Annotated in this window: 26 protein-coding genes; 19 read left to right on the top strand and 7 right to left on the bottom strand. The window is 69.9% G+C overall.

Annotation, left to right across the window (positions count from 1 at the left end; all coding sequences use genetic code 11):
• The first annotated feature begins 57 nt into the window (after positions 1-57).
• From ACIBQZ_RS09065 to ACIBQZ_RS09045, 5 genes are all read left to right on the top strand, one after another.
• Positions 58-684: a disulfide bond formation protein DsbA gene (locus ACIBQZ_RS09065; RefSeq protein WP_396087971.1), complete on the top strand. Its 627-nt coding sequence runs from the start codon at positions 58-60 to the stop codon at positions 682-684.
• Between the two features lie 66 nt (positions 685-750).
• The gene (locus tag ACIBQZ_RS09060) at positions 751-993 is read left to right on the top strand and encodes a hypothetical protein (RefSeq protein WP_396087970.1); all 243 of its coding nucleotides are present in this window, start codon (positions 751-753) and stop codon (positions 991-993) included.
• A gap of 58 nt (positions 994-1,051) precedes the next feature.
• Positions 1,052-2,242, top strand: coding sequence for a DUF1015 family protein (locus ACIBQZ_RS09055; RefSeq protein WP_396087969.1), 1,191 nt, complete (start codon positions 1,052-1,054; stop codon positions 2,240-2,242).
• Positions 2,242-3,159 carry an alpha/beta hydrolase gene (locus tag ACIBQZ_RS09050; protein ID WP_396087968.1) on the top strand — a complete coding sequence of 306 codons (918 nt, stop codon included), beginning with the start codon at positions 2,242-2,244 and terminating at the stop codon, positions 3,157-3,159. Before ACIBQZ_RS09055 ends, ACIBQZ_RS09050 begins: the two co-directional genes overlap by 1 nt.
• A 23-nt stretch (positions 3,160-3,182) precedes the next feature.
• On the top strand, positions 3,183-3,656 hold the full coding sequence (locus tag ACIBQZ_RS09045) for a ribose-5-phosphate isomerase (protein WP_396087967.1): 474 nt from the start codon (positions 3,183-3,185) through the stop codon (positions 3,654-3,656).
• Between the two features lie 3 nt (positions 3,657-3,659).
• On the opposite strand, the gene ACIBQZ_RS09040 is transcribed toward ACIBQZ_RS09045, so the two are convergent.
• Together ACIBQZ_RS09040 and ACIBQZ_RS09035 are read right to left on the bottom strand one after the other, a co-directional pair.
• Positions 3,660-3,989 carry a hypothetical protein gene (locus tag ACIBQZ_RS09040; RefSeq protein ID WP_396088385.1) on the bottom strand — a complete coding sequence of 110 codons (330 nt, stop codon included), beginning with the start codon at positions 3,987-3,989 and terminating at the stop codon, positions 3,660-3,662.
• Positions 3,990-4,204: 215 nt separating this feature from the next.
• Positions 4,205-5,446, bottom strand: a complete 1,242-nt coding sequence (locus tag ACIBQZ_RS09035) for a GNAT family N-acetyltransferase (protein ID WP_396087966.1) — start codon at positions 5,444-5,446, stop codon at positions 4,205-4,207.
• Between the two features lie 99 nt (positions 5,447-5,545).
• On the opposite strand from ACIBQZ_RS09035, the gene ACIBQZ_RS09030 reads away from it, so the two are divergent.
• Positions 5,546-6,154: a DNA-directed RNA polymerase II gene (locus tag ACIBQZ_RS09030; protein WP_396087965.1), complete on the top strand. Its 609-nt coding sequence runs from the start codon at positions 5,546-5,548 to the stop codon at positions 6,152-6,154.
• A 43-nt stretch (positions 6,155-6,197) separates the two neighbouring features.
• Here the strand turns inward: ACIBQZ_RS09030 and ACIBQZ_RS09025 are convergent, their stop codons facing one another.
• Entirely contained in the window at positions 6,198-7,337 is a 1,140-nt protein-coding gene (locus ACIBQZ_RS09025) for a CAP domain-containing protein (RefSeq protein WP_396087963.1), read from the bottom strand.
• A 143-nt stretch (positions 7,338-7,480) separates the two neighbouring features.
• Between ACIBQZ_RS09025 and ACIBQZ_RS09020 the strand changes: the two genes are divergently transcribed.
• The 3 genes from ACIBQZ_RS09020 (at position 7,481) to ACIBQZ_RS09010 (ending at position 8,793) form a co-directional block, all read left to right on the top strand.
• Positions 7,481-7,858 carry a lipopolysaccharide assembly protein LapA domain-containing protein gene (locus ACIBQZ_RS09020; RefSeq protein ID WP_396087962.1) on the top strand — a complete coding sequence of 126 codons (378 nt, stop codon included), beginning with the start codon at positions 7,481-7,483 and terminating at the stop codon, positions 7,856-7,858.
• An 87-nt stretch (positions 7,859-7,945) separates the two neighbouring features.
• On the top strand, positions 7,946-8,269 hold the full coding sequence (locus ACIBQZ_RS09015; protein ID WP_396087961.1) for an ArsR/SmtB family transcription factor: 324 nt from the start codon (positions 7,946-7,948) through the stop codon (positions 8,267-8,269).
• A complete protein-coding gene (locus tag ACIBQZ_RS09010; RefSeq protein ID WP_396087960.1) occupies positions 8,266-8,793 on the top strand; it encodes an SRPBCC domain-containing protein in 528 nt (175 codons plus the stop codon). The genes ACIBQZ_RS09015 and ACIBQZ_RS09010 overlap by 4 nt, the downstream gene beginning before the upstream one ends.
• Here ACIBQZ_RS09010 and ACIBQZ_RS09005 read toward each other — a convergent pair.
• Positions 8,780-9,307: a hypothetical protein gene (locus ACIBQZ_RS09005; RefSeq protein WP_396087959.1), complete on the bottom strand. Its 528-nt coding sequence runs from the start codon at positions 9,305-9,307 to the stop codon at positions 8,780-8,782. The two genes, ACIBQZ_RS09010 and ACIBQZ_RS09005, sit on opposite strands and share 14 nt — an antisense overlap.
• 74 nt (positions 9,308-9,381) lie before the next feature.
• On the opposite strand from ACIBQZ_RS09005, the gene ACIBQZ_RS09000 reads away from it, so the two are divergent.
• From ACIBQZ_RS09000 to ACIBQZ_RS08980, 5 genes are all read left to right on the top strand, one after another.
• Positions 9,382-10,182, top strand: coding sequence for a helix-turn-helix domain-containing protein (locus tag ACIBQZ_RS09000; protein ID WP_396087958.1), 801 nt, complete (start codon positions 9,382-9,384; stop codon positions 10,180-10,182).
• Between the two features lie 349 nt (positions 10,183-10,531).
• Positions 10,532-13,333, top strand: a complete 2,802-nt coding sequence (locus ACIBQZ_RS08995) for an ATP-binding protein (RefSeq protein WP_396087957.1) — start codon at positions 10,532-10,534, stop codon at positions 13,331-13,333.
• A gap of 98 nt (positions 13,334-13,431) precedes the next feature.
• A complete protein-coding gene (locus ACIBQZ_RS08990) occupies positions 13,432-13,839 on the top strand; it encodes a Rid family detoxifying hydrolase (RefSeq protein WP_396087956.1) in 408 nt (135 codons plus the stop codon).
• Positions 13,832-14,722, top strand: coding sequence for an alpha/beta fold hydrolase (locus ACIBQZ_RS08985; RefSeq protein WP_396087955.1), 891 nt, complete (start codon positions 13,832-13,834; stop codon positions 14,720-14,722). Before ACIBQZ_RS08990 ends, ACIBQZ_RS08985 begins: the two co-directional genes overlap by 8 nt.
• A gap of 11 nt (positions 14,723-14,733) precedes the next feature.
• The gene (locus ACIBQZ_RS08980; RefSeq protein ID WP_396087954.1) at positions 14,734-15,939 is read left to right on the top strand and encodes an FG-GAP repeat domain-containing protein; all 1,206 of its coding nucleotides are present in this window, start codon (positions 14,734-14,736) and stop codon (positions 15,937-15,939) included.
• 81 nt (positions 15,940-16,020) lie between these two features.
• On the opposite strand, the gene ACIBQZ_RS08975 is transcribed toward ACIBQZ_RS08980, so the two are convergent.
• A complete protein-coding gene (locus tag ACIBQZ_RS08975; protein ID WP_396087953.1) occupies positions 16,021-16,239 on the bottom strand; it encodes a hypothetical protein in 219 nt (72 codons plus the stop codon).
• 369 nt (positions 16,240-16,608) lie between these two features.
• On the opposite strand from ACIBQZ_RS08975, the gene ACIBQZ_RS08970 reads away from it, so the two are divergent.
• The 4 genes from ACIBQZ_RS08970 to ACIBQZ_RS08955 all read left to right on the top strand — a co-directional run bounded on the left by ACIBQZ_RS08970 (position 16,609) and on the right by ACIBQZ_RS08955 (position 20,344).
• The gene (locus ACIBQZ_RS08970) at positions 16,609-17,721 is read left to right on the top strand and encodes a hypothetical protein (RefSeq protein WP_396087952.1); all 1,113 of its coding nucleotides are present in this window, start codon (positions 16,609-16,611) and stop codon (positions 17,719-17,721) included.
• 952 nt (positions 17,722-18,673) lie between these two features.
• Positions 18,674-18,856 (top strand): hypothetical protein, encoded by a 183-nt coding sequence (locus ACIBQZ_RS08965; protein WP_396087951.1) that lies wholly within the window; start codon positions 18,674-18,676, stop codon positions 18,854-18,856.
• Positions 18,853-19,221, top strand: coding sequence for a hypothetical protein (locus ACIBQZ_RS08960; protein WP_396087950.1), 369 nt, complete (start codon positions 18,853-18,855; stop codon positions 19,219-19,221). The genes ACIBQZ_RS08965 and ACIBQZ_RS08960 overlap by 4 nt, the downstream gene beginning before the upstream one ends.
• A 283-nt stretch (positions 19,222-19,504) precedes the next feature.
• The gene (locus tag ACIBQZ_RS08955; protein ID WP_396087949.1) at positions 19,505-20,344 is read left to right on the top strand and encodes a helix-turn-helix domain-containing protein; all 840 of its coding nucleotides are present in this window, start codon (positions 19,505-19,507) and stop codon (positions 20,342-20,344) included.
• Between the two features lie 124 nt (positions 20,345-20,468).
• Here the strand turns inward: ACIBQZ_RS08955 and ACIBQZ_RS08950 are convergent, their stop codons facing one another.
• Together ACIBQZ_RS08950 and ACIBQZ_RS08945 are read right to left on the bottom strand one after the other, a co-directional pair.
• Positions 20,469-21,161: a hypothetical protein gene (locus ACIBQZ_RS08950; protein WP_396087948.1), complete on the bottom strand. Its 693-nt coding sequence runs from the start codon at positions 21,159-21,161 to the stop codon at positions 20,469-20,471.
• Positions 21,158-21,766 (bottom strand): helix-turn-helix domain-containing protein, encoded by a 609-nt coding sequence (locus ACIBQZ_RS08945; RefSeq protein ID WP_396087947.1) that lies wholly within the window; start codon positions 21,764-21,766, stop codon positions 21,158-21,160. Before ACIBQZ_RS08945 ends, ACIBQZ_RS08950 begins: the two co-directional genes overlap by 4 nt.
• 721 nt (positions 21,767-22,487) lie before the next feature.
• On the opposite strand from ACIBQZ_RS08945, the gene ACIBQZ_RS08940 reads away from it, so the two are divergent.
• A complete protein-coding gene (locus ACIBQZ_RS08940) occupies positions 22,488-23,315 on the top strand; it encodes a hypothetical protein (RefSeq protein WP_396087946.1) in 828 nt (275 codons plus the stop codon).
• Positions 23,316-24,407: the final 1,092 nt, after the last annotated feature.

Genomic DNA, 24,407 nt, shown 5'->3' with positions numbered 1-24,407 from the left:
TCGTCCCGTGGCGCATGTCACCGCCGGGCGCCGGGCCGGCGAGGCAGGATCAGGGGCATGACAGAACGCTCGCCGGTCGACATGTGGTTCGACCCGCTCTGCCCCTGGGCCTGGATCACCTCCCGCTGGCTGCTCGAGGTGGAGCAGGTCCGGCCCATCGACATCACGTTCAACGTCATGAGCCTGTCGGTGCTCAACGAGGGCCGCGACCTGCCCGAGCAGTACCAGGAGCTCATGACCCGCGGATGGGGCCCGGTCCGGGTCTGCGTCGCCGCCGCCGAGGCCGCCGGACCGCAGGTCCTGCGCGACCTCTACACCGCCCTCGGCACCCGCATCCACCTGCACGGGTACGAGCTGGACCGGAAGCTCTACACCGAGGCGCTGACCGAGGTGGGCCTGGACCCGGCGCTGGCCGACGCGGCCACCAGCGACGCCTGGGACGAGGCGCTCAAGGCCAGCCACAACGCCGGGATGAAGCCGGTCGGCACGGATGTCGGCACGCCGGTGATCCACGCGCCCGGCCCGGTGGCGGGCGAGAAGGTGGCCTTCTTCGGGCCGGTCGTCACCCCGGCGCCGAAGGGCGAGGCCGCGGGCAAGCTCTGGGACGGCGTGCTGCTGGTCTCCGGCACCCCGGGCTTCTACGAGCTCAAGCGCAGCCGCGACATCGGTCCGATCTTCGACTAACCAGCTACCTGAGCCTCCGGCAGGTCGTTGGATGTAATGCGAACCACTTCCTGACCGGAGGCTCCGATGGCCGAGTCCGACACCGTTGCCACTTCCACGATCGCCGTGCACCGCGGGGTGTGGGACAGCTTCTGCCCCAACCTGCCGGCCCACGTCGCCGCGATGGTGGCGCCGCCCGTCACCGTGTCCAGCTTCCCGGTGGCCGAGCCGGCGCCGCCGAGCGCGGCCGTCCGCAAGGCCAAACAGGCGCAGCTGCGCGGCAACATGCCGTCCGTGCCCACGTACGGCCGGCCGCGCCGGACCACCTGAGGTGGGACGACACCGGGGTGTGCGCAGCGCCGTCACAAGCGGTAGGTAGGTTCGCGGCATGACGGTCGTGCACCCGATCAGCCGGGCCTGGATCACCACTGGCGGCACCGGCGCGCAGAATTACGACGAGTTCGCCGACGACGCCGAGATCACCGGCGTCATCGCCGCGAACCCGCACAGCGCGCTCGCCATCGAGATGCCCCACCGGGCGCCGGAGTCGGTGGGCAGGTCGTTCCTCGACTGCCTCGGCGACGCCGCCGAGCGGCTCGCCCGGGAGCAGGCCGCGGGCGGCTACTCGCCCGCCGAGCAGGTGGTCGTGCTCTACCGGATCACCGCGCCCGGCGAGCCCGACGCCTTCGGCCTGTGGGCGATGGTCGACACCGACCAGATCTCCACCAGCGCCGACGAGCCGGGCCTGGTGATCCGCAACGAGGACGTGTTCATCGCCAAGGTGCGCGAGCGGGTGGCGCTCGCCGAGGCCCTGCACACCCTGCTCTCCCCGGTGCTGCTGCTGCAGACCGGCCGGGGTGCGGAGCTGCACGCCGCGCTGGCCGCGGCCACGGCGAGCGCGGGGACGCCGGCCGCCACCGACACCGACCAGAGCGGCCGCACGCACGCCATCTGGGTGCTCCCGGCCGGTCCGCGGCAGGACGAGCTGACCGCGCTGGCCGGCGGCGGCGAGCTGGTCGTCGCCGACGGCAACCACCGCAGCCTGGCCGCGCAGACCGGCGGGCTGCCGCGTTTCCTGGCCGTGGTGACCACGCCCGGCTCGGTCGCCATCCAGCCGTACAACCGGCTGGTCAGCGAGCTTCCGCTGGACGACTTCGTGGCCGGGCTGACCGCGCGCGGGGCCCGGGTCGAGGAGCTGCCGCGCCCCGCGGCGGTGCCCGGCAAGGGCACCATCGAGCTGTACGCGGCCGGCCGCTCGTACGCGGTGGTGCTGCCGCCGGCCGAGGGCGCCTCCCCGGTGGAGAACCTGGACCACGCCCTGGTGGAGCGGATCCTGCTCGGCGACGTGCTCGGGCTCGACCCGGGCGACAAGCGGATCTCGTACGTCGGCGGCGACTACCCGGCCGAGTGGCTGCGCGGCGAGGTCGACGCGGGCCGGTCCGAGCTGGCCGTGCTGATCGCCCCGGTCACCGTCGACGACTTCGTGGCGGTGAACCTGGCCCGGCAGAAGCTGCCCCGCAAGAGCACCTGGTTCACGCCGAAGGCTCGCGGCGGCCTCGTCCTGGCCCAGCTCGACTGATGCTCCACCCCCAAGTGGCGGCGTCGCTGGCGATCCGCCGCCGGCCGAGCGCCGAGGTGCTGGCCGCTGATCCGTACGAGCAGCTGGTCTTCGCCCGGCAGGCGATGGAGGATTCGAACGAGGCCGAGTGCGGCCCGGCGATCCCGCTGCCCGTGGTGGTCGACGTGGACGCCGGCGGCGTGCCCTGCCGGCTGTACGCGGCCCGGGTGGGCGCGCCGGTCCTGGTCTACGTGCACGGCGGGGGCTGGTGCTACGGCAGCATCAACACGGTGGACCGGCTCTGCCGCCGGATCGCCGACCGGTCCGGCTGCGCCGTGCTGTCGGTCGGCTACCGGCTCGCCCCGGAGCACGTGTTCCCGGCCGCGCTGCAGGACGTGGAGACGGTGCTGGGCTGGGTCCGCAAGGAGGGCACGGGCCTGGGTGTGGACCCGTCCCGGCTGGCGATCGGCGGGGACAGCTCGGGCGCGCAGCTGGCCACCGTCGCCGCCCGGCGCCAGCGGGACGCCGCCACCCCGCTCGACTACCAGGTGCTGCTCTACCCGGCGATCGACCCGATGACCGCCTCGGAGTCCTACGACGAGGTCGGCGGGCACGGCCTGGACCGGGCCTCGATGCGGATGGCGTGGGAGGCGTTCGTCCCCGAGCCGATGCACCGGTTCGGCCCGGACGTGGCGCCGCTGGCGGTCGAGGACCTGGCCGGCATGCCGCCGACGCTGCTGCTCACCGCCGAGTACGACGTCCTGCGCGACGAGGGCGCCGACTACGGCGACGCGCTGCTCACCGCGGGTGTGCCGGTGGTCCACGTCCGCTACGCCGGGGTCAACCACGGCTTCGTCCGCAAGCTGGCGCTGTTCGACGCGGCGCGGGCCGCGGCCGATCAGATCGCGGTGAGCCTGCGGGCCGCGCTGACGTTCTGATCGCGGTTTGACAGACTTCGGTCATGCGCGTCTACCTGGGTTCCGATCACGCCGGCTACGAGCTGAAGATGCACCTCGTCAACCACCTCGGCAAGCAGGGCTACGACGTCGTCGACGTCGGACCGCACGTCTACGACCCCGAGGACGACTACCCGGCCTTCTGCCTGGCCACCGGCGCGAAGGTGGTCGCGGACCAGGGCAGCCTGGGCATCGTCATCGGCGGCTCCGGCAACGGCGAGCAGATCGCCGCGAACAAGGTCGCCGGGGTCCGTTCGGCGCTGGCCTGGAAGGTCGAGATCGCCCAGCTCGCCCGCCAGCACAACGACTCCAACGTGCTCGCCATCGGCGGGCGCCAGCACCCGCTGGACGAGGCCACCGCGATGGCCGAGGCGTTCCTGACCACGCCGTTCTCCGGCGAGGAACGGCACGCCCGCCGGATCGACCAGCTCGCCGAGTACGAGCGCACCCGCGAGCTGCCGCCGCTGCCGGCGAGCTGAGCTCTACCGGTTGCGGGGCAGGTCCTCGCGCGGCATCCAGTTGCGCCGCACGATGACCAGCTCCGCCTCGGCCGCGGCGAGCTGCTCGGCCGTGGGCCGGGCGGCGTCCCGGGCCCGCAGCGCCGCGCCCACGCTGACCTGCGACGAGCCGGACCCGACGAGCCCGCGCAGCCCCCGCTCGGACTGGTCGTCCCCGCCCGCGCCGGCGCCGGAGGTCGGCCGGGCCACGGGCCGTACGGGCCGGGCCGGCGGCGGCACGGCGCGGGGCGGCCGGGCGGCCGGTCGCGGGCCGGCCGCGGTGACCTCCACCGGGGTGGCCGCGGTGACCTCCACCGGGGTGGCCGGGGGCGGCTCGGGCTCGGGGTCGAGCACCGCGGCCGTCTCGGCGACCGGACCGGCGTCTTCGGTCACGGGTGGGTCGGGCGTCCCGGCGGCCGGGTCGGCCGGCGCGGCGGGCGGGGTCGCGGCCGACGAGGAGGGACGCAAGCGACGGCGTCGACGTTCGGGTTCATCGCCCATGTCGCCGAACCTACCGTCGCCCGGCCCACTCAGAACACCTCGGTGGGGTTCGGCATCCGATGCCAGCCGAAGGCGACGGACGCCTGCCGCAGCGTGCCCGGGGTCAGCTCACGGACCGTGCCGGCCGCGGCGAGGGCGGCCAGCGACGTGGCGCCCAGGTAGGCCGAGCCGAGCTCCAGCACCGTGCAGGCCAGGTCGGCGGGGTCGGTCGTAGGCGTACAGGTGGCGCGGCCGTCCGGGCCGGCGGTCAGCCGCCAGCGGCCCGTGTTCCGCGCCAGCAGCGGGTCGGTGACCTCCAGCACGACGTCGGCCGGGGCCGCGTAGTGCCGGGCGGCGAGCGCCTCGGGCAGATCGGTGATGCGGATCCAGAGGCCGTCGGCCAGCGTGCTGCCGAGCCGGCGGGGCTCGTCGACCAGGTACTGCAGCGGCTCGTCCAGCGCGGCGAAGCTGACCGTCACCGAGCGGGCCAGGTCGATGGTGAGCAGGAAGTGCCACAGCGCGGCGTATGCGGCGGGGTCGGCGGCGACCACCTCGCGGACCTGCACCTCGGCGTCCGGCCCGTGCCGGTCCCAGCGACCCTTGGTGCTCCACAGCGCGTAGCCCGTCGGGCCGTCCGGGGTGTCGTACACCACACCGTGCAGGGCCGTCGCGCCCTCGCGCTGCGCCTCGAGGTCGGCCAGCACGAACCGCCACCAGCGGTCGTCGCGGCTGGACCAGCCGGTGCGCTCCGGGCGTACCTGTTCGTAGACCTTGCCGAGCTCGGCGATCGCGTCCTTGGGCTCGACCAGGCGCAACCGGTCGGCCGAGCCGGGCGCGATGCCCGCCGGCGGCCGTACCTCCCGCATCATGATCTCCATCCGCAGGCGCTGCGCCGCCGGGCCGTAGCCGAACCGCGGATAGATCTTGGTCTCGCTGGCCCAGAGGACCGCGATCGGCTCGCGGCCGGCGGCCGCGATCTCGCGCAGCTGCCGGTGCATCATCCGGGTGAGCAGCCCGCGGCGCTTGTGGGTCGGCGCGACGCCGACCAGCGTGACGTGCGCGGCCGGCAGGATCGCGCCGGGCACGGTCAATTCCCGGGTGTACGCCGCCGCGTGCGCGACAACCGCACCACCGTCCTCGGCCACCAGCGTCCGCTCGGCCTCGACGACCGAACCCTCGACGTCGCGGGCCTCGGTGGTGGGCTGCTCGTGGAAGGCGTGGGACAGGAGATCGTAGACAGCTGTCCAGTCGTCGGCCTCGCCCGCCCTGATGGCGATTCCGGAGTTGTCCATGCTGATTGTGTAACGGACGGCGCGCGCCGGGGCGACCTATTTGTTGGCTCGTTACTCTCGATACAGGGCGGCGTCCGGCCGTACCGGGGGAGGGGAACGATGCCAGAGCAACCGCAGTGGTCCGAGCGGACGCTCGACATGCCGCCGCAGGATCCCTGGGCCGACCCGCCGACGGCGAACGTGCCGCCGCGCCCGGCCTCGGGTCCGCCGGCGCAGCCGGCCCCGCCGGCGCCCGCGCCCTCGCCGTTCTCGAGCGGCCGCGCGGCGGTGAACCCGCGTCCGCGCACCCAGCAGTTCGCGGCCGAGCACGAGCCGACCGGCACGGGCTGGCCGGGCGAGGGGCGGCCGGAGGAACGCCGCCCGCTCGGCTGGCACCTGCGGCAGCTGCGCCGCGGCGGCGAGTGGAGCTTCGCGGGCCTGCTGTTCGCGTTCGTCTGCTGGGGCATCTGGGCGATCTCGTCCGACGGCAAGCTGACCGCCCCGGTGGTGGTCTTCATCGTGTCGCTGCTGGTCGCGGCGGGCCTGTTCGCGCTCTCCCGGCTGGTCGGCCGGCTGGTGCTGGAACGGCAGTTCGGCCGGGTCCGGCGCACCGCCCGCGGCGCGCACATCATGGCGGGCATCTTCCTGGTCGGGGTGGGCGTCGCCCACCTGCGCCAGACCGAATGGGTGATGACGGCCTTCAACTGGACCGTCGAGCTGTTCCGCTGATCCTTGCCGGGGCGCCGCAGGAGCGCCCCGGCCGTCCGGGCGGTCAGAGCGGGCTGGCGAAGTCCTGGGTCCAGACCAGCGCGCCCTGGGCGTCCGCCGCCACGCCGACGCCGATGTTCTTGAAGCCGCAGTTCAGGATGTTGGCCTTGTGCCCGGCGCTGGTCATCCAGCTCGTCATCACGTCGGCCGGGGTGCGCTGGCCCTTGGCGATGTTCTCGCCCGCGCCGGACCAGCGGTAGCCCGCGCTGGTGAGCCGGGTGGAGAATTCGACGCCCTCCGGCGTGGTGTGGCTGAAGTAGCCGCGGGCCGCCATGTCCGCTGAGTGCCCGCGGGCCGCCGCGATGAGCCGGTCGTCGGTGGTCAGCGCCGCGCAGCCGGCCGTCGCCCGCTCGGTGTTGACGATCTTCACGACCTCGGCCTCCAGGGCCGCGTTCCCGGTCGGCGGGCTGGTGGTGGGCGGCTTGGTGGCGGTGGGGCTCGCCGGGGCCGGGGTAGAGGGTGTAGGCGGTGTCGTGGGCGTCGCCGTGGGCTGCGGCTCGGCCGGTGTGGTGCCGCCGGGGGTGGTGGCGCCCGGGGACGGGCTGGTCGGCGTGGGTCCGCCGGAGGCCGGCGGCGAGGTCGGCAGGGTCGGCGGCGCGGTCTCGCCGGGGGTGACCGTGGCGGTCGCGCCGGGCACACCGGAGGCCGTCGCCGTCGGCGCCGTGGTGGGCGGTGTGCCGTCGGTCGTGATGACCACCTTGTCGATGTCCGGCGCGGCGCCGACCGAGTTGGCGAAGGCCAGGTCGTTGCGGCCGGCCCGGAGCGTCGCGGTGATCCGCAGGGTGCCCGGCCGGGTGGCGCCGCGGGTGCCGGGGAAGACGATCGCGGTGGGCACCCCGCCGTTCACGCTGATCTGCGCGGTCCGGTTCCGCTCGGCGGTGTAGGTCACCGCGATCCTGCTCGGCCCGTCCTGCTCGGCCAGCACCCCGGTGATGGTCAGGATGCCCGCGCCGCCGATCCCGGTGACCCGGCTGCCGCCCGAGCAGCGCCGGCAGCCGACGGCGTGTGCGCCGCCGGTCAGGGTGTTGGCGGAGGCCTCGGCCTCGTGTGTCGTGGTGCCGGCGCTGGCGCTGGCCGCTACGGCGATGCCGGCGACGACGGTGACGACGGCCATGCCGCCGACGATGAGGACAGGTCTGCGCATGGTGATCCGAATCGTGTGGGGGTGGTCGGTCCGGCGCAGACGGTAACGTCCTTATTCGACGTTGGTCTATTAGCTCCCGCTTAAATCTGGCAACACGCGTGAACGGGATTAACGCGGCGTCGTTCTGGGTAAAACTGGGCGTTATGGCGTACCCATCCGAGAACCGTCCGCTCACCCCCGCCGAGGACACGCCACCGCCGCTGCCGCCGGAGCTGGCCGGCACGCTCGCGGGCCTGGAAGGCGCCGGTGAGGCGCCGCCGCGGCGGGAGCACGGCAAGGTGCCGCGCACGCGTACCAGTGCGGTCTGGTTCGGGGTCTGGGCCGGCGCCCTGGCGCTGATCCTGTTGATCGTCTTCGTCGCGCAGAACACCGGCAACGTGCGGCTGAGCTTCCTCTGGCTGGACGGCCAGATCTCGCTGGCCCTGGCGATGCTGATCGCCGGGGTGTGCGGCGCGTTCATCGCGATGGCCGTCGCCTCGGTGCGGATCATCCAGCTGCGCCGGCTGGTCCGCCGCCGCTGACCCCCCGTCGACCCCGCCCGGCGTCCGTGCCCGGGCGGGGTTTTTCCGGCCTTGACATGTGACCCATTGGTCACATAACTTGGCGTCATGAACGAGGACGACGACCGGGTGTTCAAGGCGCTCGCCGACCCGACCCGTCGGTTCCTGCTCGACCTGCTCTTCGTCCGCGAGGGGCGCACGCTGACCGAGCTCGAGTCCGAGGTGGAGATGACCCGCTTCGGCGTGGCCAAGCACCTGCGGGTGCTCGAGGACGCGGGCCTGGTCGTGGTGCGCCGCGCGGGCCGGGAGAAGTTGCACTTCCTCAATCCCGTGCCGATCCGGCTGATCCACGACCGCTGGATCGACAAGTACACCGAGCGTCACGTGACGGCGCTCGTCGATCTCAAGAAAGCGCTGGAGGACGAGACATGACCACCGAGACGACCGCCCTGACCACGCAGGTCTACCGGGTGTGGATCAAGTCCACGCCGGAACGCATCTGGACCGCGATCACCGACCCGGAGTGGACCACCAAGTACGGCTACGCCGCCCCGGCCTACTTCGAGCTCAAGCCGGGCGGCGCGTACCACTCCTCGGCCACCGACGAGATGCGCGAGTTCGGCAAGCAGAACGGCTTCGAGATCCCCGACCCGATCGTCGACGGCGAGGTCGTCGAGTGCGACCCGCCGCGGCTGCTGGTGCAGACCTGGCGGATGCTGATGGACCCGGTGACCGCCGCGGAGCCGTACACCACGCTCACCTACCTGATCGAGGAGCTGAAGTCCCAGCCCGGCGTCTGCCGGGTCACCGTCACGCACGAGCTGGCCGGCGCGCCGGCGTCCGCGACGGTGGTGGCGGGCTCGCCGCTCGACGAGGCCGGTGGCGGCGGCTGGGCCTGGGTGCTCAGCGACCTCAAGTCGCTGCTGGAGACGGGCGCGTCGCTCAGCGGCCGGTAACCTCGCCCGGCTCGCGCCGCCGGGCCAGCATCTCCTGCTCCAGCTGCCAGCTCCGGCCGCCGTCGGCGGAGACGTGACCGAGCCACCGGAAGCTGTCGCCGGTCAGCTCGGTGAAGACCCAGCGGATGGCCCGCCCGTCGGGCCGGACGCCCTCCTGGACGATGTCGCCGCGCTCACCGCGACGGCCGACCAGGGCGGCCGTCCGGCCCGCGGGCGAGAACCAGACGACGTGCCAGCTGCCGGTGGCCGGGTCGAAGAGCCGCATGGTGCTGCCGCTCTCCCGGACCGGATAGCCGTCCGGCCCGGGCGCGACGAACCACATGACGTCCTGGACGGCGCGCCCGCCGAGCACCCGGCCGAAGGTCCAGACCACGGTCCCCTCGACCCACTTGCCGGTGTCCTCCACCAGGTAACGGTTGGCGACGTCCCAGACGCCGAGCAGGGGCCCGTAGAGATCGGGTTCGAGGTCCGGCGCGGGCCCGGCGGCGCCGAGCTGATCGAGCAGAGAAGTCATGACCCGAGCCTGCGCCGGCCCGCGGGTCCCGGTCTTGAACGTTCTTGTCGTACCCCCGGCCTAGCGTCGCCGGCATGCTCACGCACACGGTGCTGCTCGCCGCCCCGGACCTGCGGGTGGCCACGGTCAGCTGCTCCGGCCCGGCCCGCTGGAGCGCGGCGGAGGAGGTCGGCGCCAGCGCGGTGGTCCTGGTCCGCCGCGGCGTCTTCGCCCGCCGCGCGGACGGCCGGGCCGGCGTCGCCGACCCGGTGCAGGGCTACGTGCAACGACCGGGCGAGGTGCAACAGGTCGCCCACCCGGCCGGCCCCGACACCTGTACGAGCATCAGCATCGCGCCCGACCTGGCCGACCGTCTCGCCTGGGCCGGCCCCGTCACCGTCTCACCGGCAGCCGACCTGGCCCACCGCCGCCTGATCGCCCGCGCCACGACCGGCGCCGACCCGGCCGACCTCGCCACCGACCTGCTGGCCGAGCTGCTCCCACCGCCGGTGCGCCGACCCTCCCGCCGGGCGATCGACGAGGTGCGTATCGCGCTGCACGGCGACCCGGGCGCCCGCCTCGACGACCTGGCCGAGCTGGCCGGCTGCTCCCGCTGGCACCTGTCCCGCACGTTTCACCAGGTGACCGGCATCACCATCAACGCCTACCGACTGCGCCTGCGGGCCCGCGCGGCGCTGACGGAGCTCGGCGACGCGGGCGAGGGACTGGCGGCGGTGGCGGCGCGGGCGGGCTTCGCCGACCAGGCCCACCTGAGCCGCACGCTGCGCCGCGAGCTGGGCCTGTCGCCGGGCGAGGTCCGCAAGCTGCTGGCCGGCCGGGCGGCACCGGGCCGGTGGGGCCGGGCCGGCGGGGCTGGGTCACCCCCGAACCATTGACCCAACCCGGGCCGGCCCCGCTCTCACTGAGGAAAGGGGCGTGCTCGGGCCGGCTACGCCTTCCCGGCCGCGGCGGGCGATCTCGAAGCGGCGCGAGCCGCGTGGACCAGGGCCCTGCACATCTTCCTCGACCGGGACCACGCCTCGGCGGAAACGGCGCGCGAACGGCTCCGGTCCTGACCCCCGTAGGGTCGGACGATGACCGACGCGGCCCGCGAACGGCGCCGGCCGGTCACCCGGCCGATCGTCACAGCCTGACCGGGACGGCGCCCCGGTAGCACGATCTCAGCCGAGCCGTCCGCGCGGAGGCGGGCCTTCGCGATCCGTTCCTCTCGGGCACAATCCGGGGGTGGCCAAGCAGGGTGGACCTCGCGAGGTGGGGATCTCGGCCCGGGAGGCCGAGGTGCTGGCCGCGCTCGGCGAGCGGCTGACCAACGCCGAGATCGGCGCGCGGTTGTTCATCTCGATCCGTACGGTCGAGAGCCACGTCTCGTCGTTGCTGCGGAAGCTGCAGGTGAGCGACCGCCGTGAGCTGGCCGCCGTGGCCGGGAGCGCGCGGGCCGATCCGGGCGGCGGGGTCGCCACGCTGCCGTTGCCGTTGACGTCGTTCGTGGGGCGGTCGACCGAGCGGGCGGCGCTGTCGGCCGCGTTGCAGGAGCACCGCCTGGTCACCGCCGTGGGGCCGGGTGGGGTCGGCAAGACCCGCCTCGCCCTGGCCGTAGCGGCCGAGCTGAGCGGGCGGTTCGCCGACGGGGTCTGGTACGTCGACCTGGTGCCGGTGACCGATCCGGCGATGATCGCGCCCGCCGTCGCCGCCGCGCTGGGGCTCGGTGAGCGCCCGGGAAGCTCGGCGACCGATGACGTCGGGAGATGGCTGGCCCCGCGGGAGACGCTGGTCGTGCTGGACAACTGCGAGCACCTGCGGGACGGCGTGGCGGTGCTGCTGGAACGGTTGCTCGCCGGTGCGCCGCGGCTGACGGTGCTGGCCACGAGCCGGGCGAGGTTGCTGGTTCCGTTCGAGCGGGTGTTCGCCGTACCCGGGTTGTCGGTCGAAGCGGACGACGGCGGCCCGGGCGACGCGGTTGAGCTGTTTCTCGGGCGGGCCGCCGCCGGCGGAAGGCCGGTGTGGTCCGGCGACGCGGACCGTGTCGCCGGCATCTGCCGCGCCCTCGACGGCATGGCGCTGGCGATCGAGCTGGCCGCCGCCCGGTATCCGTCCCTCGGGCTGGACGGGCTCGAAGCGGGCCTGACCGATCGGTTGCGGCTGCTGGCCGGCAGCCCGCGGATCGACGACCGGCACCGGTCGCTGCGCTCCACGCTCGACTGGAGCGACGCGCTGCTGGACGAACCCGGCCGGGCGGTGCTGCGTCGCGTGTCGGTCTTCGCCGCGTCGTTCACCGCGACCGCCGCCGCGGCGGTGCTCGGCGACTGGCCGCCGGTGCCGGCCGGTCACGTGCACGCCGTCCTGGCCGGGCTCGCCGACCAGAGCCTGCTGGTCGCGGTCGCCGGTCCGGGCGACACCCGGTATCGCGCCCTGGAGACCGTCCGACAGTACGGCGCCGACCGGCTCGCCGAGGCCGGTGAAGCCGACGAGGCCCGGTCGCGTCACCTGCTGTGGTGCCTGGAGCAGAGTGCCGTGCTGATGCCGGCGTCGCGTGGCATCACCGGTGCGTGGCGGGCGGCCTTCGACCAGGTCGCCGACGAGTTGCGGGGCGCGCTGGCCGGAGCGGCGTTGCGCCCGCGGCACCGCGCCGAGTCGTACCGGCTGGCGCTGGCACTGGCCCACCTGAGCCTGATCCGCGGTTTTCCCGGCGAGTCGCAACGCCGCTACGAGCAGGCGGCCGGGCTCGCCGCAGACGACGCGGGCGCCGCCGACGCGCTGCGCAGCGCGGCGGGCGCCGCCGAGTCGAGGCACGTCGGTGACGACGCGTTGCGGCTGCGGCTGCTCGCCGCCGAGGCGGCATTGCGCGCGGGCGACCGCGCGGGTGCCGCCGGTGACCTCGCCCGGAACGCCGAGCTGATCGATCGCGGTCCGGGGCTGATGGCGACCGAGCCCACGGCCGGCGCCGCAGCGGCCCTGATCGCGCGCGGGTGGGCGCTGGCCGGCGGCGATCCGGCCGCGACGGCGCGGCTGCTCACCGCCGAGGCGTTCCACGGTTCCGAATCCGATCCGGCCACCGTGGAGCTCATCGAGCGGGCGCTGACGCTGGCCCGCCGCGTCGGCGATCCGCTGATCGAGAGCGCCGCGCTCGATCAGCTCACGGCGGTGCATCTGGGCCGCGGGGACGTCCGCGCCGCGGCGGCCAGCGCGTTGCGGCGCACCGAGCTGCTGGCGCCGATGCCCGTGACGGCCGTGGCCGCGATGGAACACTTCGACGGTTTCGTCATGGCCGCCGAGTGCGCCGTCGCCGCCGGTGACCTGCCGGCCGCGCGCCGGCTCGCCGAGGGCCTCCGGGACCTGCCGTTCAACACCGAGGCCGGCCACCTGGCCGGCGCGCGGCTGCTGGTGGTGACGATGCTGGCGGGCGACTGGAGCGAGGCCGCCGCGCTGGCCGAGCAGTTCCGCGAGGGCTGGGAGTGCGCCGGGCGCCCGCGCGCCGGCAACCTCACCCGCGCCGCGTACGCCGCCGCGACGATGCACGGACTCCGCGGCGACGACCACGCGCGGGCCGCGTGGCTGGAGATCGTCGGTGCGCTCCAGACGCCCGGGCGCTCGCTGTCGGATGCCCACTTCGGCGAGTTCTTCGACGCGCTGCTGCTGCTGCACCGCGGCCTGCCCGAGCAGGCGGTCCAGCTGATGGACACGCCGCCGGAGAAGCTGACGAAATGGGCCAGCGGCATGTGGCGCCCCTGGTACGCCGCGCTGTGGGCGGAGGCGGCGGTGCTCAGCGGGCACGTCGACGCCGCCGACCGCGTCGATCGCGCGCGCCGGGAGACGGCGGGCAACCCGATTGCGCTGGCCCTGGTGGACCGGGCGGCGGCCCTGCTGGTCCGCGGCGGCGACCGGGACGGGCTGGCCGCCGCGGCCGCCGCCCTGCGGGAGGCCGGTTGCCGCTACCAGTGGGCGCGGACGCTGGTCCTCCTCGGCGGGGCTCATCGGGCCCAGGGCGAGGCAGCGCTGGCGGCGATGGGCGCGACGCCCATGTCCTGATGGTGGCCACCACGGAAGTCCGAATCCGTGGTCAGCACGGATGTCCGGGCGCGGCCGCGGGTCGAGAGTGGGTCGGGTAACCACCCGAGAGGAACCCCATGATGATCCGGCACGCGATCACGACCGATCGTGCACCCGCCGCGCTGGGCCCGTACAGCCAGGCGATCGTCGCCGGCGGCTTCGTCTTCTGCTCCGGTACGGCCGGGATCGACCCGGCCACCGGGACGATCCCGCCGGGTATCGAGGCACAGACCGAGCAGGCGCTGACCAACCTCGGCGCGGTGCTCGCCGCGGCCGGCGCCTCGATGGCCGACCTGGTGAAGACGACGATCTTCTACCGAGACCCGGACGACTTCGCCAAGCTGAACGCCGTGTACGCCCGGCACATGCCGCACCCGCCGCCGGCCCGGTCCGCGCCGGCGAACGTACGGCTGCCGCACGGCCTGCTCGTGTCGATCGAGGCGATCGCCGTCCTCCCGGCCGGCGAGGACGGCCGCCATGGGTGAGCGGCTGCGGAGGGTGACAACTCCGGACGGGCGCACTCTGGGCGTAGCCCGGTGGGGCGCCCCGGACGGGACGCCGGTCCTGTCCCTGCACGGCACTCCCGGCTCCCGGCTCTGGCGGCACCCGGACGAGGACGCGGTCCGCCGCGCCGGCATCAACCTCATCACCTACGACAGACCGGGGTACGGCGCCTCCGACCGGCACCCGGGCCGCCGGGTCGTGGACTGCGTGGGCGACGTGGCGGCCGTCGCCGACGCGCTGGGCATCTCGCGGTTCGCCGTGACCGGACGCTCCGGTGGGGGCCCGCACGCCCTCGCCGTGGCCGCACGGCTGCCGGACCGCGTCACCGCGGCCGAGTGCGTGGTCGGGGTGGCGCCCTTCGCCGCCGCGGGGCTGGACTGGACCGCCGGCATGGACCCCGAGAACGTCACGGAGTTCGGCTGGGCCCGGCAGGGCGAGCAGGTGCTGCACCGCGAGCTTGCCGCGCTGGCCGCTGCCGACCTCGCCCGGATGACCGCCGACCCGGCCAAGGTGCTCGCCGACGACTGGCAGCTCGCCGCCGCCGATCGCCAGGTCCTCGCCCGCGTCGACGTTCAGCAGGTGCTGGTCGAGACGGTCCGGGAGGCGCACCGGCCCGGCGTCCACGGCTGGGTCGACGACGACCTGGCCTTCCTCAGCCCGTGGGGCTTCGAGGTGACCGAGATCCGGGTTCCGGTGATGGTCCGCTACGGGCGGCAGGACGTCATGGTCCCCGCCGCCCACGGCGCCTGGCTCGCCGGCCACATCCCCGGCGCATCCGTCGCGGTCGACGAGCAGGCCGGCCATCTCGTACGCCCTGAGCAGTTCCTCGACCGCATCACAGCCCTGACTGGAGCACACCGATGAAGCCACTACGCATGGTGATCGCAATCGTCCTGACGTCGGCCGCGACGACCGTGGCCGCGGTGACACCGGCCCAAGCACAGCGGTTCATCATGCCGGACTTCGGCACCGACCAGGGCTGGCAGGGCGCCCGGCATCCACGCCTCGTCGTCGACATCACCGGCGACCGCCGCGCCGACGTCGTGGGCTTCGGCGACACCGGCGTGCACACGGCGGTCGCCACCAGCGACGGACAGTTCGCGGCGTCTTTTCAGGTCAGCAACGACTTCGCGTACGACACGGGCTGGCGGGTCGAGCAGCACGACCGGTTCGTCACCGACATCACCGGCGACGGACGCGCCGACATCGTCGGCGTATCGGGGGAGGGCGTCTTCACCGCGGTCGCCATCGGCGGCGGCTGGTTCGGCCCGAAGAAGCAGGTGGCGCCCGGCCTCAGCAAGGCGACCTGCACCATCAGCAAGCTGGCCGACGCGAACGGCGACGGCCGGAACGACCTGTTCTGCATGCGGGACGCCCGCGTCGAGGTGGCGCTCGCCCTCGGCGACGGCGGCTTCGCGGCACGCAAGCCCGTCACCACGGTGTTCCCCGTCCACGACATCCTGGGCCGGACCACGACCTTCAACGTCGTCGACGTCACCCGGGACGGGCGCGCCGACATCCTGGGCACCATCACCAGCAACCAGGGCGTCGTCCCCCAGTTCCTGACGCTGACCTCCCTGGGTAACGGCGACTACGCCGCCGAGGAGGACGGCGGCGCGGCGTTCGCCATGGGCGCCTCGGTGGTCCCCGACGCGATCATCGACGTCAGCGGCGACGGCTTCGCCGACCTGATCAAGTTCACCGACGCCACCCGCGTGGCCCGCGGCCGCGGCGACGGCACCTTCGCAGCCTTTCTCGGCGCCATCGCGGACTTCGGTTTCCCCACCGGCTGGAACCCCACCTCGCACCTGAGACTGGCAGCCGACATCAACGCCGACGGCCGCGGCGACGTGGTGGGCTTCGGCAACCCGGGAGTCTTCACGGCGGCCGGACGCACAAACGGCACATTCGAAGCTCCGGTCAGGTTCGCCTCGGCGGACTTCGGCCGGAGCAGCGGCTGGGAGGTGGTGGACCACCCACGCTTCCTGGCCGACATCACCGGCGACGGGCGCCCGGACATCGTGGGCTTCAAGCAGGCCGGCATGTACACGGCCGTCAACCAGGACGGCTTCTTCGGGTAACCGCGCTCCCCGACAGCTGATCAGTCAGCCTGGAAGCTGGGCCCCGAGCACTGGAATGACGAAGGCCCCTGGTCGAGGAATTCAGTCCGCAGGAGGTTGTCTCCGAGTGAGGCCGGCCAAGTGAGACGCAAGCTGGTCCAGCAGCTGTGAGACGTCGTGGCCCTCTCGCATCAGGGGCCGGGCCGCGTCGCGAAGGAACATCAGGAGTCCCTGGTAGACGGCCAGCTTGATGATCACGTACTGAAGCCACAACCCCAGACCCGCCGCGAGCACAATGACGGGCACGGCAAGATCGTCCACGGCTGTCTCCGTCGCCTCGTCGTTGTCCCGATCCTGCAACGGGGCAGGACGCAGCGGCTGCAAATCCCTGCCCTGGTACCTCGGGCAGGGGACGCGGCTTGTCCTTGTTGTCATGCTGGCCGCCGCCATGCTGTACCGACGTGGCCGCTCGCTGCGCCGCCGCCAGCAGACACGTCATGACTCCATCCGTTGGGGTTCTGGTCGAAGGTCCTCAATGTCGAGCGTCCTGGCCCTGGCTCGACGCCCACCGGCTGACGTAGGGCTTGATTGAGGTCTTCCGGTGCTGGCCCGACTGTGGGCGGTTGGCTGACGACGGGTGCGAAGTGGAGGCGCAAAATGCGAACGATCCGAAGACTGAGCATTACCTTGGTGGCCACCGGTGCGATGCTGGCCACCGCGACCCCGGTGGCGGCCCCGGCGTCCGCCGCCCAGTCGGGCACGGACATCGGCAGGCTGATTCAACTGGCCTCGCTGGGCGGCAGCGGATCCACCGCCGACGACATGAACGAGCGCGGCGACATGATCGGCCAAAGTGCCGACGCCGCGCAGAACTTGCGGGGCGTGGTGTGGTGGCACGGCCGGCGTACCCCCACCGATCTCGACATCGACCATGCGTCCCCACGGGCGATCAACGACCTGGGCCACATCGCCGGGCGGGTCGAGCAGGGAAACGGCCAGCTCTTCCTGTGGCGCCGTGGAACCGTCACGTACCTTCGGGAGCCCGCCGGCCTCGACCTCGACACCGCCGACCTCAATGATCGCGATCAGGTCATCGGCACGGCGTACGACCAGAACCTCGACACCCGCGCCTTCCTGTGGCAGCGCGGGCGCCTCACGCTGTTGCCCGTGCCCAAGGGAACGATCAGCACCGCTGTGGGGATCAACAACCGCGGCGACGTCATCGGCAACGTTGAACGGCGCGGAGCCGAGACCAGACAGGCGGTGCTCTGGCGGGGTGGCCGGATGGTGCGGCTGGGGACACTGGGCGGCGAGAGCAGCGCTGCCGTGGCGATCAACGATCGCGGGCAGGTGATCGGCAACAGCACCGCCAAGGGCGCGTCCGATGGGCGTCCGTTCCTCTGGCAGCGTGGCCGGATGACCGACCTGCTGGCTCGCACGACGGCCACCAGCGGCCGAGCGACCGCGCTAAGTGACACCGGGATGATCACCGGTTCCGCGAGCTGGGCCGATCCGTCCCGGCCGGTGCTCTGGCGCGCCGGCACAATGATCGATATCGGACTGCCTGGCCGCACCGGCGTCGGCAGGGCGATCAATGACCGCGGTGACGTCGTCGGCCTGACCTGGCCCGAGCCCCCGGAAGGCAGCGCCGTGCCGTTCCGCTGGCAAAGCGGGCACACCACGTTGTTCCCCGAGCCGTTCGGCGACGTCGACGTCGGTGTCGTCGGAATCGACAGCCACGGCACCATCGGCCTGGCGCAGGAGACCACCCATTCCGGCTACATCGTGCTGCGCTCGGCCTGAAACCCGGCTGCGGGTCGCGGCCGGCGGACTGCTGGTTCGTCGCCATGCTCGGCAGAGACGGCTACGCCGCGATTGCGGGCGTCGATCGCCGTGCGGATCCGGCGGAAGAGAGAGGGGGGCGGTAAGCACTCGTTGAGCTCGGCGCCAGAGATGAAACGCCACTCGATGGCGGCTGCTCGGTAAGGGTGCCTCCGTCGAAGACAAAGCACTTTGTCGCCCTCGTCCTCCGCCGGTTCCCAGTCGACGACGAGGTGACCACCGATGGCCGGCGACACCCCGAGTTTCATCGCCGCCGTCTGTGTCGGCTGGTGGCGGCGGCACCGCGAGTGGCGTGCGGGGTTCCATCTGCGGGAGGCGCGGGCCTGCACAACCGGCGGGTGGTGCTGCACTTCGTCCGCCGGATCCGCTCACCGGTGCGGTCCGGTGCTTGAGGTCCTCGACATGGCCGCGCTCGAGCTGGGCGGCAGCGCGTGGCCCGGCTGCGTGGGGTGACCCCGTCAGCACGTGCCCTCGACCGACGAGCCGCTGATCGTGATCGTCGCCGACGAACTCGAGCGCTGAGCTACTGGCTCACCAACGACCCGCAAGATCATTCTGGGCGGCCAAAGACGAAGGCCCAGGTCGAGAAAAACCGCCTCTGACCTGGGCTTTTGCCGATGGAGCGGGCGACGAGAATCGAACTCGCGTAATCAGTTTGGAAGATCGTTCCCCGCTGGGGTGATCTGACCGAAACGTCTGCTCAGCATGGGTAACTGGGTGCCCGCTCGTGCCCGCCGGTGACCCCTGTTGATCTCGGTTACTGGCCCATGAATGGCCCAGCTTGACCAACATCATCGAGGGCAAGCCGGCTCCGCCGGCGCGGCAGCCGATCGCCCCGACCCCGACGGCAGCCGGTCACCCACGCGATCGTCACGGCCTGACCGAGACGGCGCTCCGGTAGTACGCTCTCAGCGTGATTCCCGACGACCGCGTCCCGCCGCACCTGACCGCCTCGCAACGTCTCGCGCTGGCTCTTGGACGGACTGCGCCTGAGCCGTTGCCTGCCGATGAGCTGGAGGCCCTGGAGGCGGCGCAGGACCGAGCGGACGCCGAGGCCGAGCGGGTCTGGGGCGTACGCGGTCAGGCTGCTGCGTGAGGGTTCGGCCCCCACGGATCCTTGACGCCTCATCGCTGGTCGACCTCTTCAACGGTCATCCTGAGCTTGGTGAGCTGCTGAACCAGGCCGAGGCCGGCTGGTTGCAGATCCTAATGCCTACGTCTGCCATGGCGGATGCCGAGGCGGTGTTGAACGCCGGTCGCGGTGGCTGGGATCCGATCCTGCTGACTCCTGGCGTCCAGTCGTTGCCGCTGACCGAGCACACCGCGATCGAGATCGGTAGCTGGCCCGGAAGCCTTGCCGCGCGACATGTCGTTCATGAAGCGGCGGCTGTACGTGGCGTTGTGGTGACCCGATCGCCGGGAACCTACGAGGGGCTCCGAGTCTCGCTGCTCGTCGTCTGACAACTGATCTCAGATCGATCCGTGGCGTTGTCGTGATCGCGTGCTGGGTCGCGCGAGGACGGCCGGAGGCCGCCCGCAGGGTGATTCCAGCACGCGCACTGCGTCGCGCTTGCGCGGCGCCTTGATCCAGAAGAGATGAGTTCGGCAGTACTGTCCCTCGGACATGTGTCCTCCGTCGATTGATGTGCGACACGCGTTCGCCAGGTGATCTGCGACAGCGGTCTGTTTCGGCACCCTGTGCTCGACGTCTCCGCGGGGCGTCTGTGTTTCGGGGAGGCCGGGATTGGCTCTGGTTGTCTTGTCGGTTGTCGAGCAGCGTCTGGATGCCGTGCGAGTGGTCTTGGCGGGTGCGGATGTCACGGAAGTGGCTGCCAGCGTCGGGGTGCACCGGTCGACGGTTCATCGGTGGGTGGGCCGTTATCTGAGTGAGCAGCTGGCCGGGTTGGTGGATCGTTCGCATCGGCCGCACTCGTCGCCGGCCCAGGTCGAGGACGGGGTCGAGGTCGCGGTGGCGGAGATGCGCCGGGAGCATCCGCGGTGGGGATCACATCGGATTCGCCTGGAGATGCTGCGCGGGCCGGGTCCGTGGTGTCGCGGGGGTCTGGCGGTGCCCTCGGAACGGACCATCGATCGGATCCTGCAGCGGCAGGGGTTGCTGCGGTCGAGGCCGCGGAAACGGTCGACGGATTCGTTCGTGCGGTGGGAACGCCCGGCGGCGATGCAGTTGTGGCAGATGGACATCGTCGGCGGTGTCCGCCTGGTTGATCCGGCGACCGGGGTGCTGCGGGAGGCGAAGCTGGTCACCGCGGTCGATGACCATTCCCGGTTCTGTGTGATCGCCAAGGTCGTTGAGCGGGCCACCGCCCGGGCGGTGTGTCTGGCGCTGCAGCTCTACGCGAAAGTCAAGCAGTATCAGTTGCAAGCAGACCGCGCCTACGGCTGGGTCTTCGACGAGAACGGCTCACTAGAGGACACCTCCTACTTCAGCTCGGTCGCGCAGAGCGAATCCACGCTCGACCGGCTCGTCAAGGAGATGAAGCTCCAGCCGGTGGGCCAAGGGCTCCGGCCCTCGGCACGCCGGCCGGTGAAGCGGACACGTAAAAAGAAGCGTAGACATCGCTGATGAGTTGCGGCAGGGTGTCGCGACTCCTCCGTTCGCCGACAGCGGCAGATCGTCGCCCATTGAGGTGGTACAGCAATGTTGCTGCTAACGCGAAGAGGTGCCTAGAGGTAAGCCCTCAATCTTGCTATTGCCTTAAGAAGCTTGCTTGATAGTCATCTAGGATGGCGGGGTTCTCCGATCTCCAACCGAACGCGCCAAATACTTTTCGAGAAGCACTCACCGCGATGGCCGCACCATTAGCGACCAGATCATCCCTTGACAGTTCCTTTTCGAAGGTCACTTCGTCTTCGCCTGAAATGTAAGGCTGATTAAATTCGGCCCGTCTCTGATCTTCAACCACAAGCTGCCTCCCCGCAAGCCCTGCGGTTGTAATCCTTATGTTCATCCGATCAGATCCGGCGGGCGATAAGGAAAGGCGCGTCGCCAGCTCTAGCACCTCGGTGAAGAAGAACAGTACGGCCGAGACCTGAATGCGTTTCGCCGAAATTTCTAGCGGAGAGTCCCAAGGTTGATAGGGACTAGACTCGCGCCAGTCCTGCTGAAACCCTCTGACTAGAGCAAATTGCCCGGAAGTGAAAAAGCGCCATGCTTCCACGTGATATCCAAACGAGGATTCCTGACCAATCCAGTCGGTTCCGTTTATGACTGGCTCTCGGTTCGAAATATGGGGAACATGCCATCCCCGTATTTGTACCTGGCGTTCGGCGAGCACGCGTTCTAGATCAGCCGGGGGGAGGCGCGACTCAACGAAGGGCAAGGGCCGGATGGCAACGCGCCAATGGCCCTTCGCCTTCAATGCTGCCAGCTGCTCGCTCATGCGAAGCCTCCCAGCTGCTCAGCGTAGAGGCCGAGATCGGTAGTAGTCGATGCTGAGGGCGGTGCAAAGCCAGCACGCTCGGCCTGTTCAAGGAAGCGGCGCACACCCTTCTCCGTTGCCAAATCTAGAAGCCGACGCATATCCTCGTGGGTCGGAAACGGAGTTGTTTGGGGCTTGTGCCGATTACGCACATATAGTGCCCCCGTCACGAGCGTTCCAGTATAGTCTCTGCGGCAAAGAATCGGAATTTCTTCGAACTCGATAACTTCGATCACCACGACCGCCGCTCCGCCGGGAAGATTCCGTTGCGCTAGCTCAAAACGGATCGCAGGATCGGCGTATCGGTGTAGGGCATCAGCTACATTGTCAAAGTCGAGCCAGTCGCCAATCTGAGATTCATTTAAGCCGACAGAAGCACTCGGATTCTTATCCTCAACGCCGATAATCACCATTCCTCCGTCTCGGCGATTCGACATGCCGAGACACGCCCTAGCAACTTTTGCAAGGAAGGCCTTGTCGCTAAGATCGCCAGGACCCTTGAACTCGATGCTGTCAAGCTCATGGCCAAGCAATATGACGTCCGCAAGGTCCTCGCTGTTTATCAAGCCCGCCCCCGGATCACTAGAGACTGCATGTTGTGCGGAGCCAGCTTACATAGCTCCCTACGGGCCAGGTGGCGCCGAGGTGCCCATGCCGCTACTTGATCGCCACATTTAGGATCGCAGCTAGTCTTAAATGGAATAATGCTCGCATTCGTTCATGCACTCAACTCGGCTACTTGATCCGTGCGGTGGCCGGCCAAGGTGCTCAGCAGGTTTCTAGGCCTTCGCGCATCACCTGGCGGATCCGCGTCGCACATCAGTTGACGGGTCACATGTCCCTCGGACATGTGTCCCTCGGACACGCGAGGGGATCCATGCTGGTCAAGCACCCGGTTTAGGCATGGGAGAGCGCCCGGACGCGAGCGTGCCTGTGAGCTGCGAAGACCCTTCGCGGCCTGATCAAGACGTTCGACCGCTGCACATACTCTGCATGTCGGCGTCAGCACGCCCGGCTGGCTGACAACTTCCGTGTCAAAGATCGATCATGAGGTGCTGACGTGGCTCGCGGTATTGCTGAGCTGCGTGAACAGTCCTCCGAAGTCCATGGTTGTCCGCTGCGGTTGCTGCCGGTTGTCACCCAGCTAGACACCACGCCTGTGGCCTTGTGCCTGCCGCGTCCCGGAGGCTTGCCTTGCCCGTCCGGGACAGCTGCTACAGGCCCTGCCTCGTCGGTGTCAGCCGACTGCTGTTGACACCCGGCCTGGATATCAACGAGCCTGCACTAATGGAAGAAGATGACTCGGCGGTTGGCACACGCTTTATCGCAATACAGGCGAGGTCTCTCAATGCAGCGGTAGACCAGTTGATCTCACTCGGAGGGCAACTTGATGGCATTAAGGTGAACAGTGGTGAGCATCTAGCGGCAATACTTCTCACGGCATTTCTGGGTAGACCGCCTTCTGAGATTGACAACGACGGAGGCGTTGACTTCCTCTTTGACCTGGACCACAAGAGTGGCTTGAGCGATATCCTTGGAAATGCAACCCGCGCCGCTTTTGAGGTGAAGTCCTTGAAAGGTGGATATCGGCGCGCGCACGCAATAATGGAGCGGGATGAACAGCGCGGGATGAATACGGTAGGTAGAGAGACCTCTGTAGTGTTTCAGCTCGCGAGGGACATAGTTCTGTCTGCTTTTCCACAGCTAACGGCAGCGGGGCAACAGCTCAACCGAAAGGCGCCTCTCGGCAGTTCACGCAACGCCTTTCTCATTGTTCATCCTTTCGAATACATTTCGGTAGAACAGGCAACCAGGGACGTGATGGCGCCTCACATGCCTTCGATGCCGGCCGAGGTAGTCCTCGACTCGGTTTGGATCCTCTGGTTCCCGGACCACCTGACAGTGTGGTCTCGTGCAACGAGCGATTGGACTGAGTTGTTTTTCAGAGCGTTCAGGGAAGACGATTTCGATTCTGAAATTGCCGATCCTTCGGTCCTTCAGGCGGCCTCGTCGAGACTGCTTTCGCGGATAAGGCCAGGAGCATCGGACCCCTATCTATTTGGCTTTTCGGCGGGTCCAGATGAGGCAGCTAGCGATCAGACCAACAAGGAATGAAACAAGACCCCTTGACCCCCGGGCAACCGACACGTCGGTCGAGGCACCATCGACACAGCGTCTGAGCTCTGACTTCGGTCCTGCGACGTCCGCAGACGTCCACCCTGATCGCTGGCGATTGTCACTCAGTCAGTCACCCAGTGCGGCCTCGATGGTCCGCGCGTCGCGAAGCTTCGACAGGGACCCTGTAGAGCGGGTGGAGTCACGATACGATTCGTAGAACTGAGATCTGAGTCCAGTCTACAAGAATCTTTTCATTGGTAATAAGATCCGTGCTTAATGTAATGTTTTGGCGTATCAGATTCAGAGAGTGAATGTTGGTCGAATCATATCTGCCATGGTCAACGCGGTAGGTGCGGCCATTGTAATCGAATTCGACAACCGCCATCTTCAACTCCCGGAAATCGATGCACGGGCATGGGAAGCACGAAGTTATCACTCCAAAGCGGAGTTTCAACCCGCTGCTCGAACGTTCATCCGATCATCCAGATAAACTGCCCACTTGCGGGAGCTGAATGGTCGAAACAGGACGGTGTCCGTCCAAGAGGTTGACCTCTTCCGTGTCGAGGAACGATCATGGCCTGTCAACCAGGGGCTATAGGGGCTTTGAGCTGCTACAACAATCCGCCAGCGTCCGTGGACGGTGGGGCACCATGATTGTCACTCGGTTAGTCACCCATCTGCCCTTGATTGAGTCTCAGGTAGCCCGCATTCTCGGCGACTAATTGTCGCCGAAGTCGAGCGGTCGGGATGCGGTGTTCATTCGTTCGGACCAATCAATCTCTGACATAGAGCTCAACTCCATAAAATAGTCGTTGTTAGCCCCACGGCTCACTACTCGACCGCCTGTCTCCATATACGTAAGCGAGTAAAGAGTTTCGTCGGAGTCTCTCCACATGACGCGCCATCCGTCGAGATTTACAGTTGGGAGTTTCCTAAACGCGACGTTTTTCGACTCGCCTACGCCGAGAACGGTAGCGGACGGCTGCTGTATAACGGCTCTTCGAAGTTAAGCGGGGTGCGCTGACCGATCCGGCCCGGAGATGAGGGCTCGCAGCCCTTCGGTGATCATCTGAGTGTCGAGTTCGGATG

It is taken from the genome of Actinoplanes sp. NPDC049599, assembly GCF_044465625.1.
Classification (GTDB): Bacteria; Actinomycetota; Actinomycetes; order Mycobacteriales; family Micromonosporaceae; genus Actinoplanes.
The sequence above is the reverse complement of the archived record's forward strand: the minus strand, read 5'-3'. Positions and strand labels throughout refer to the sequence as shown.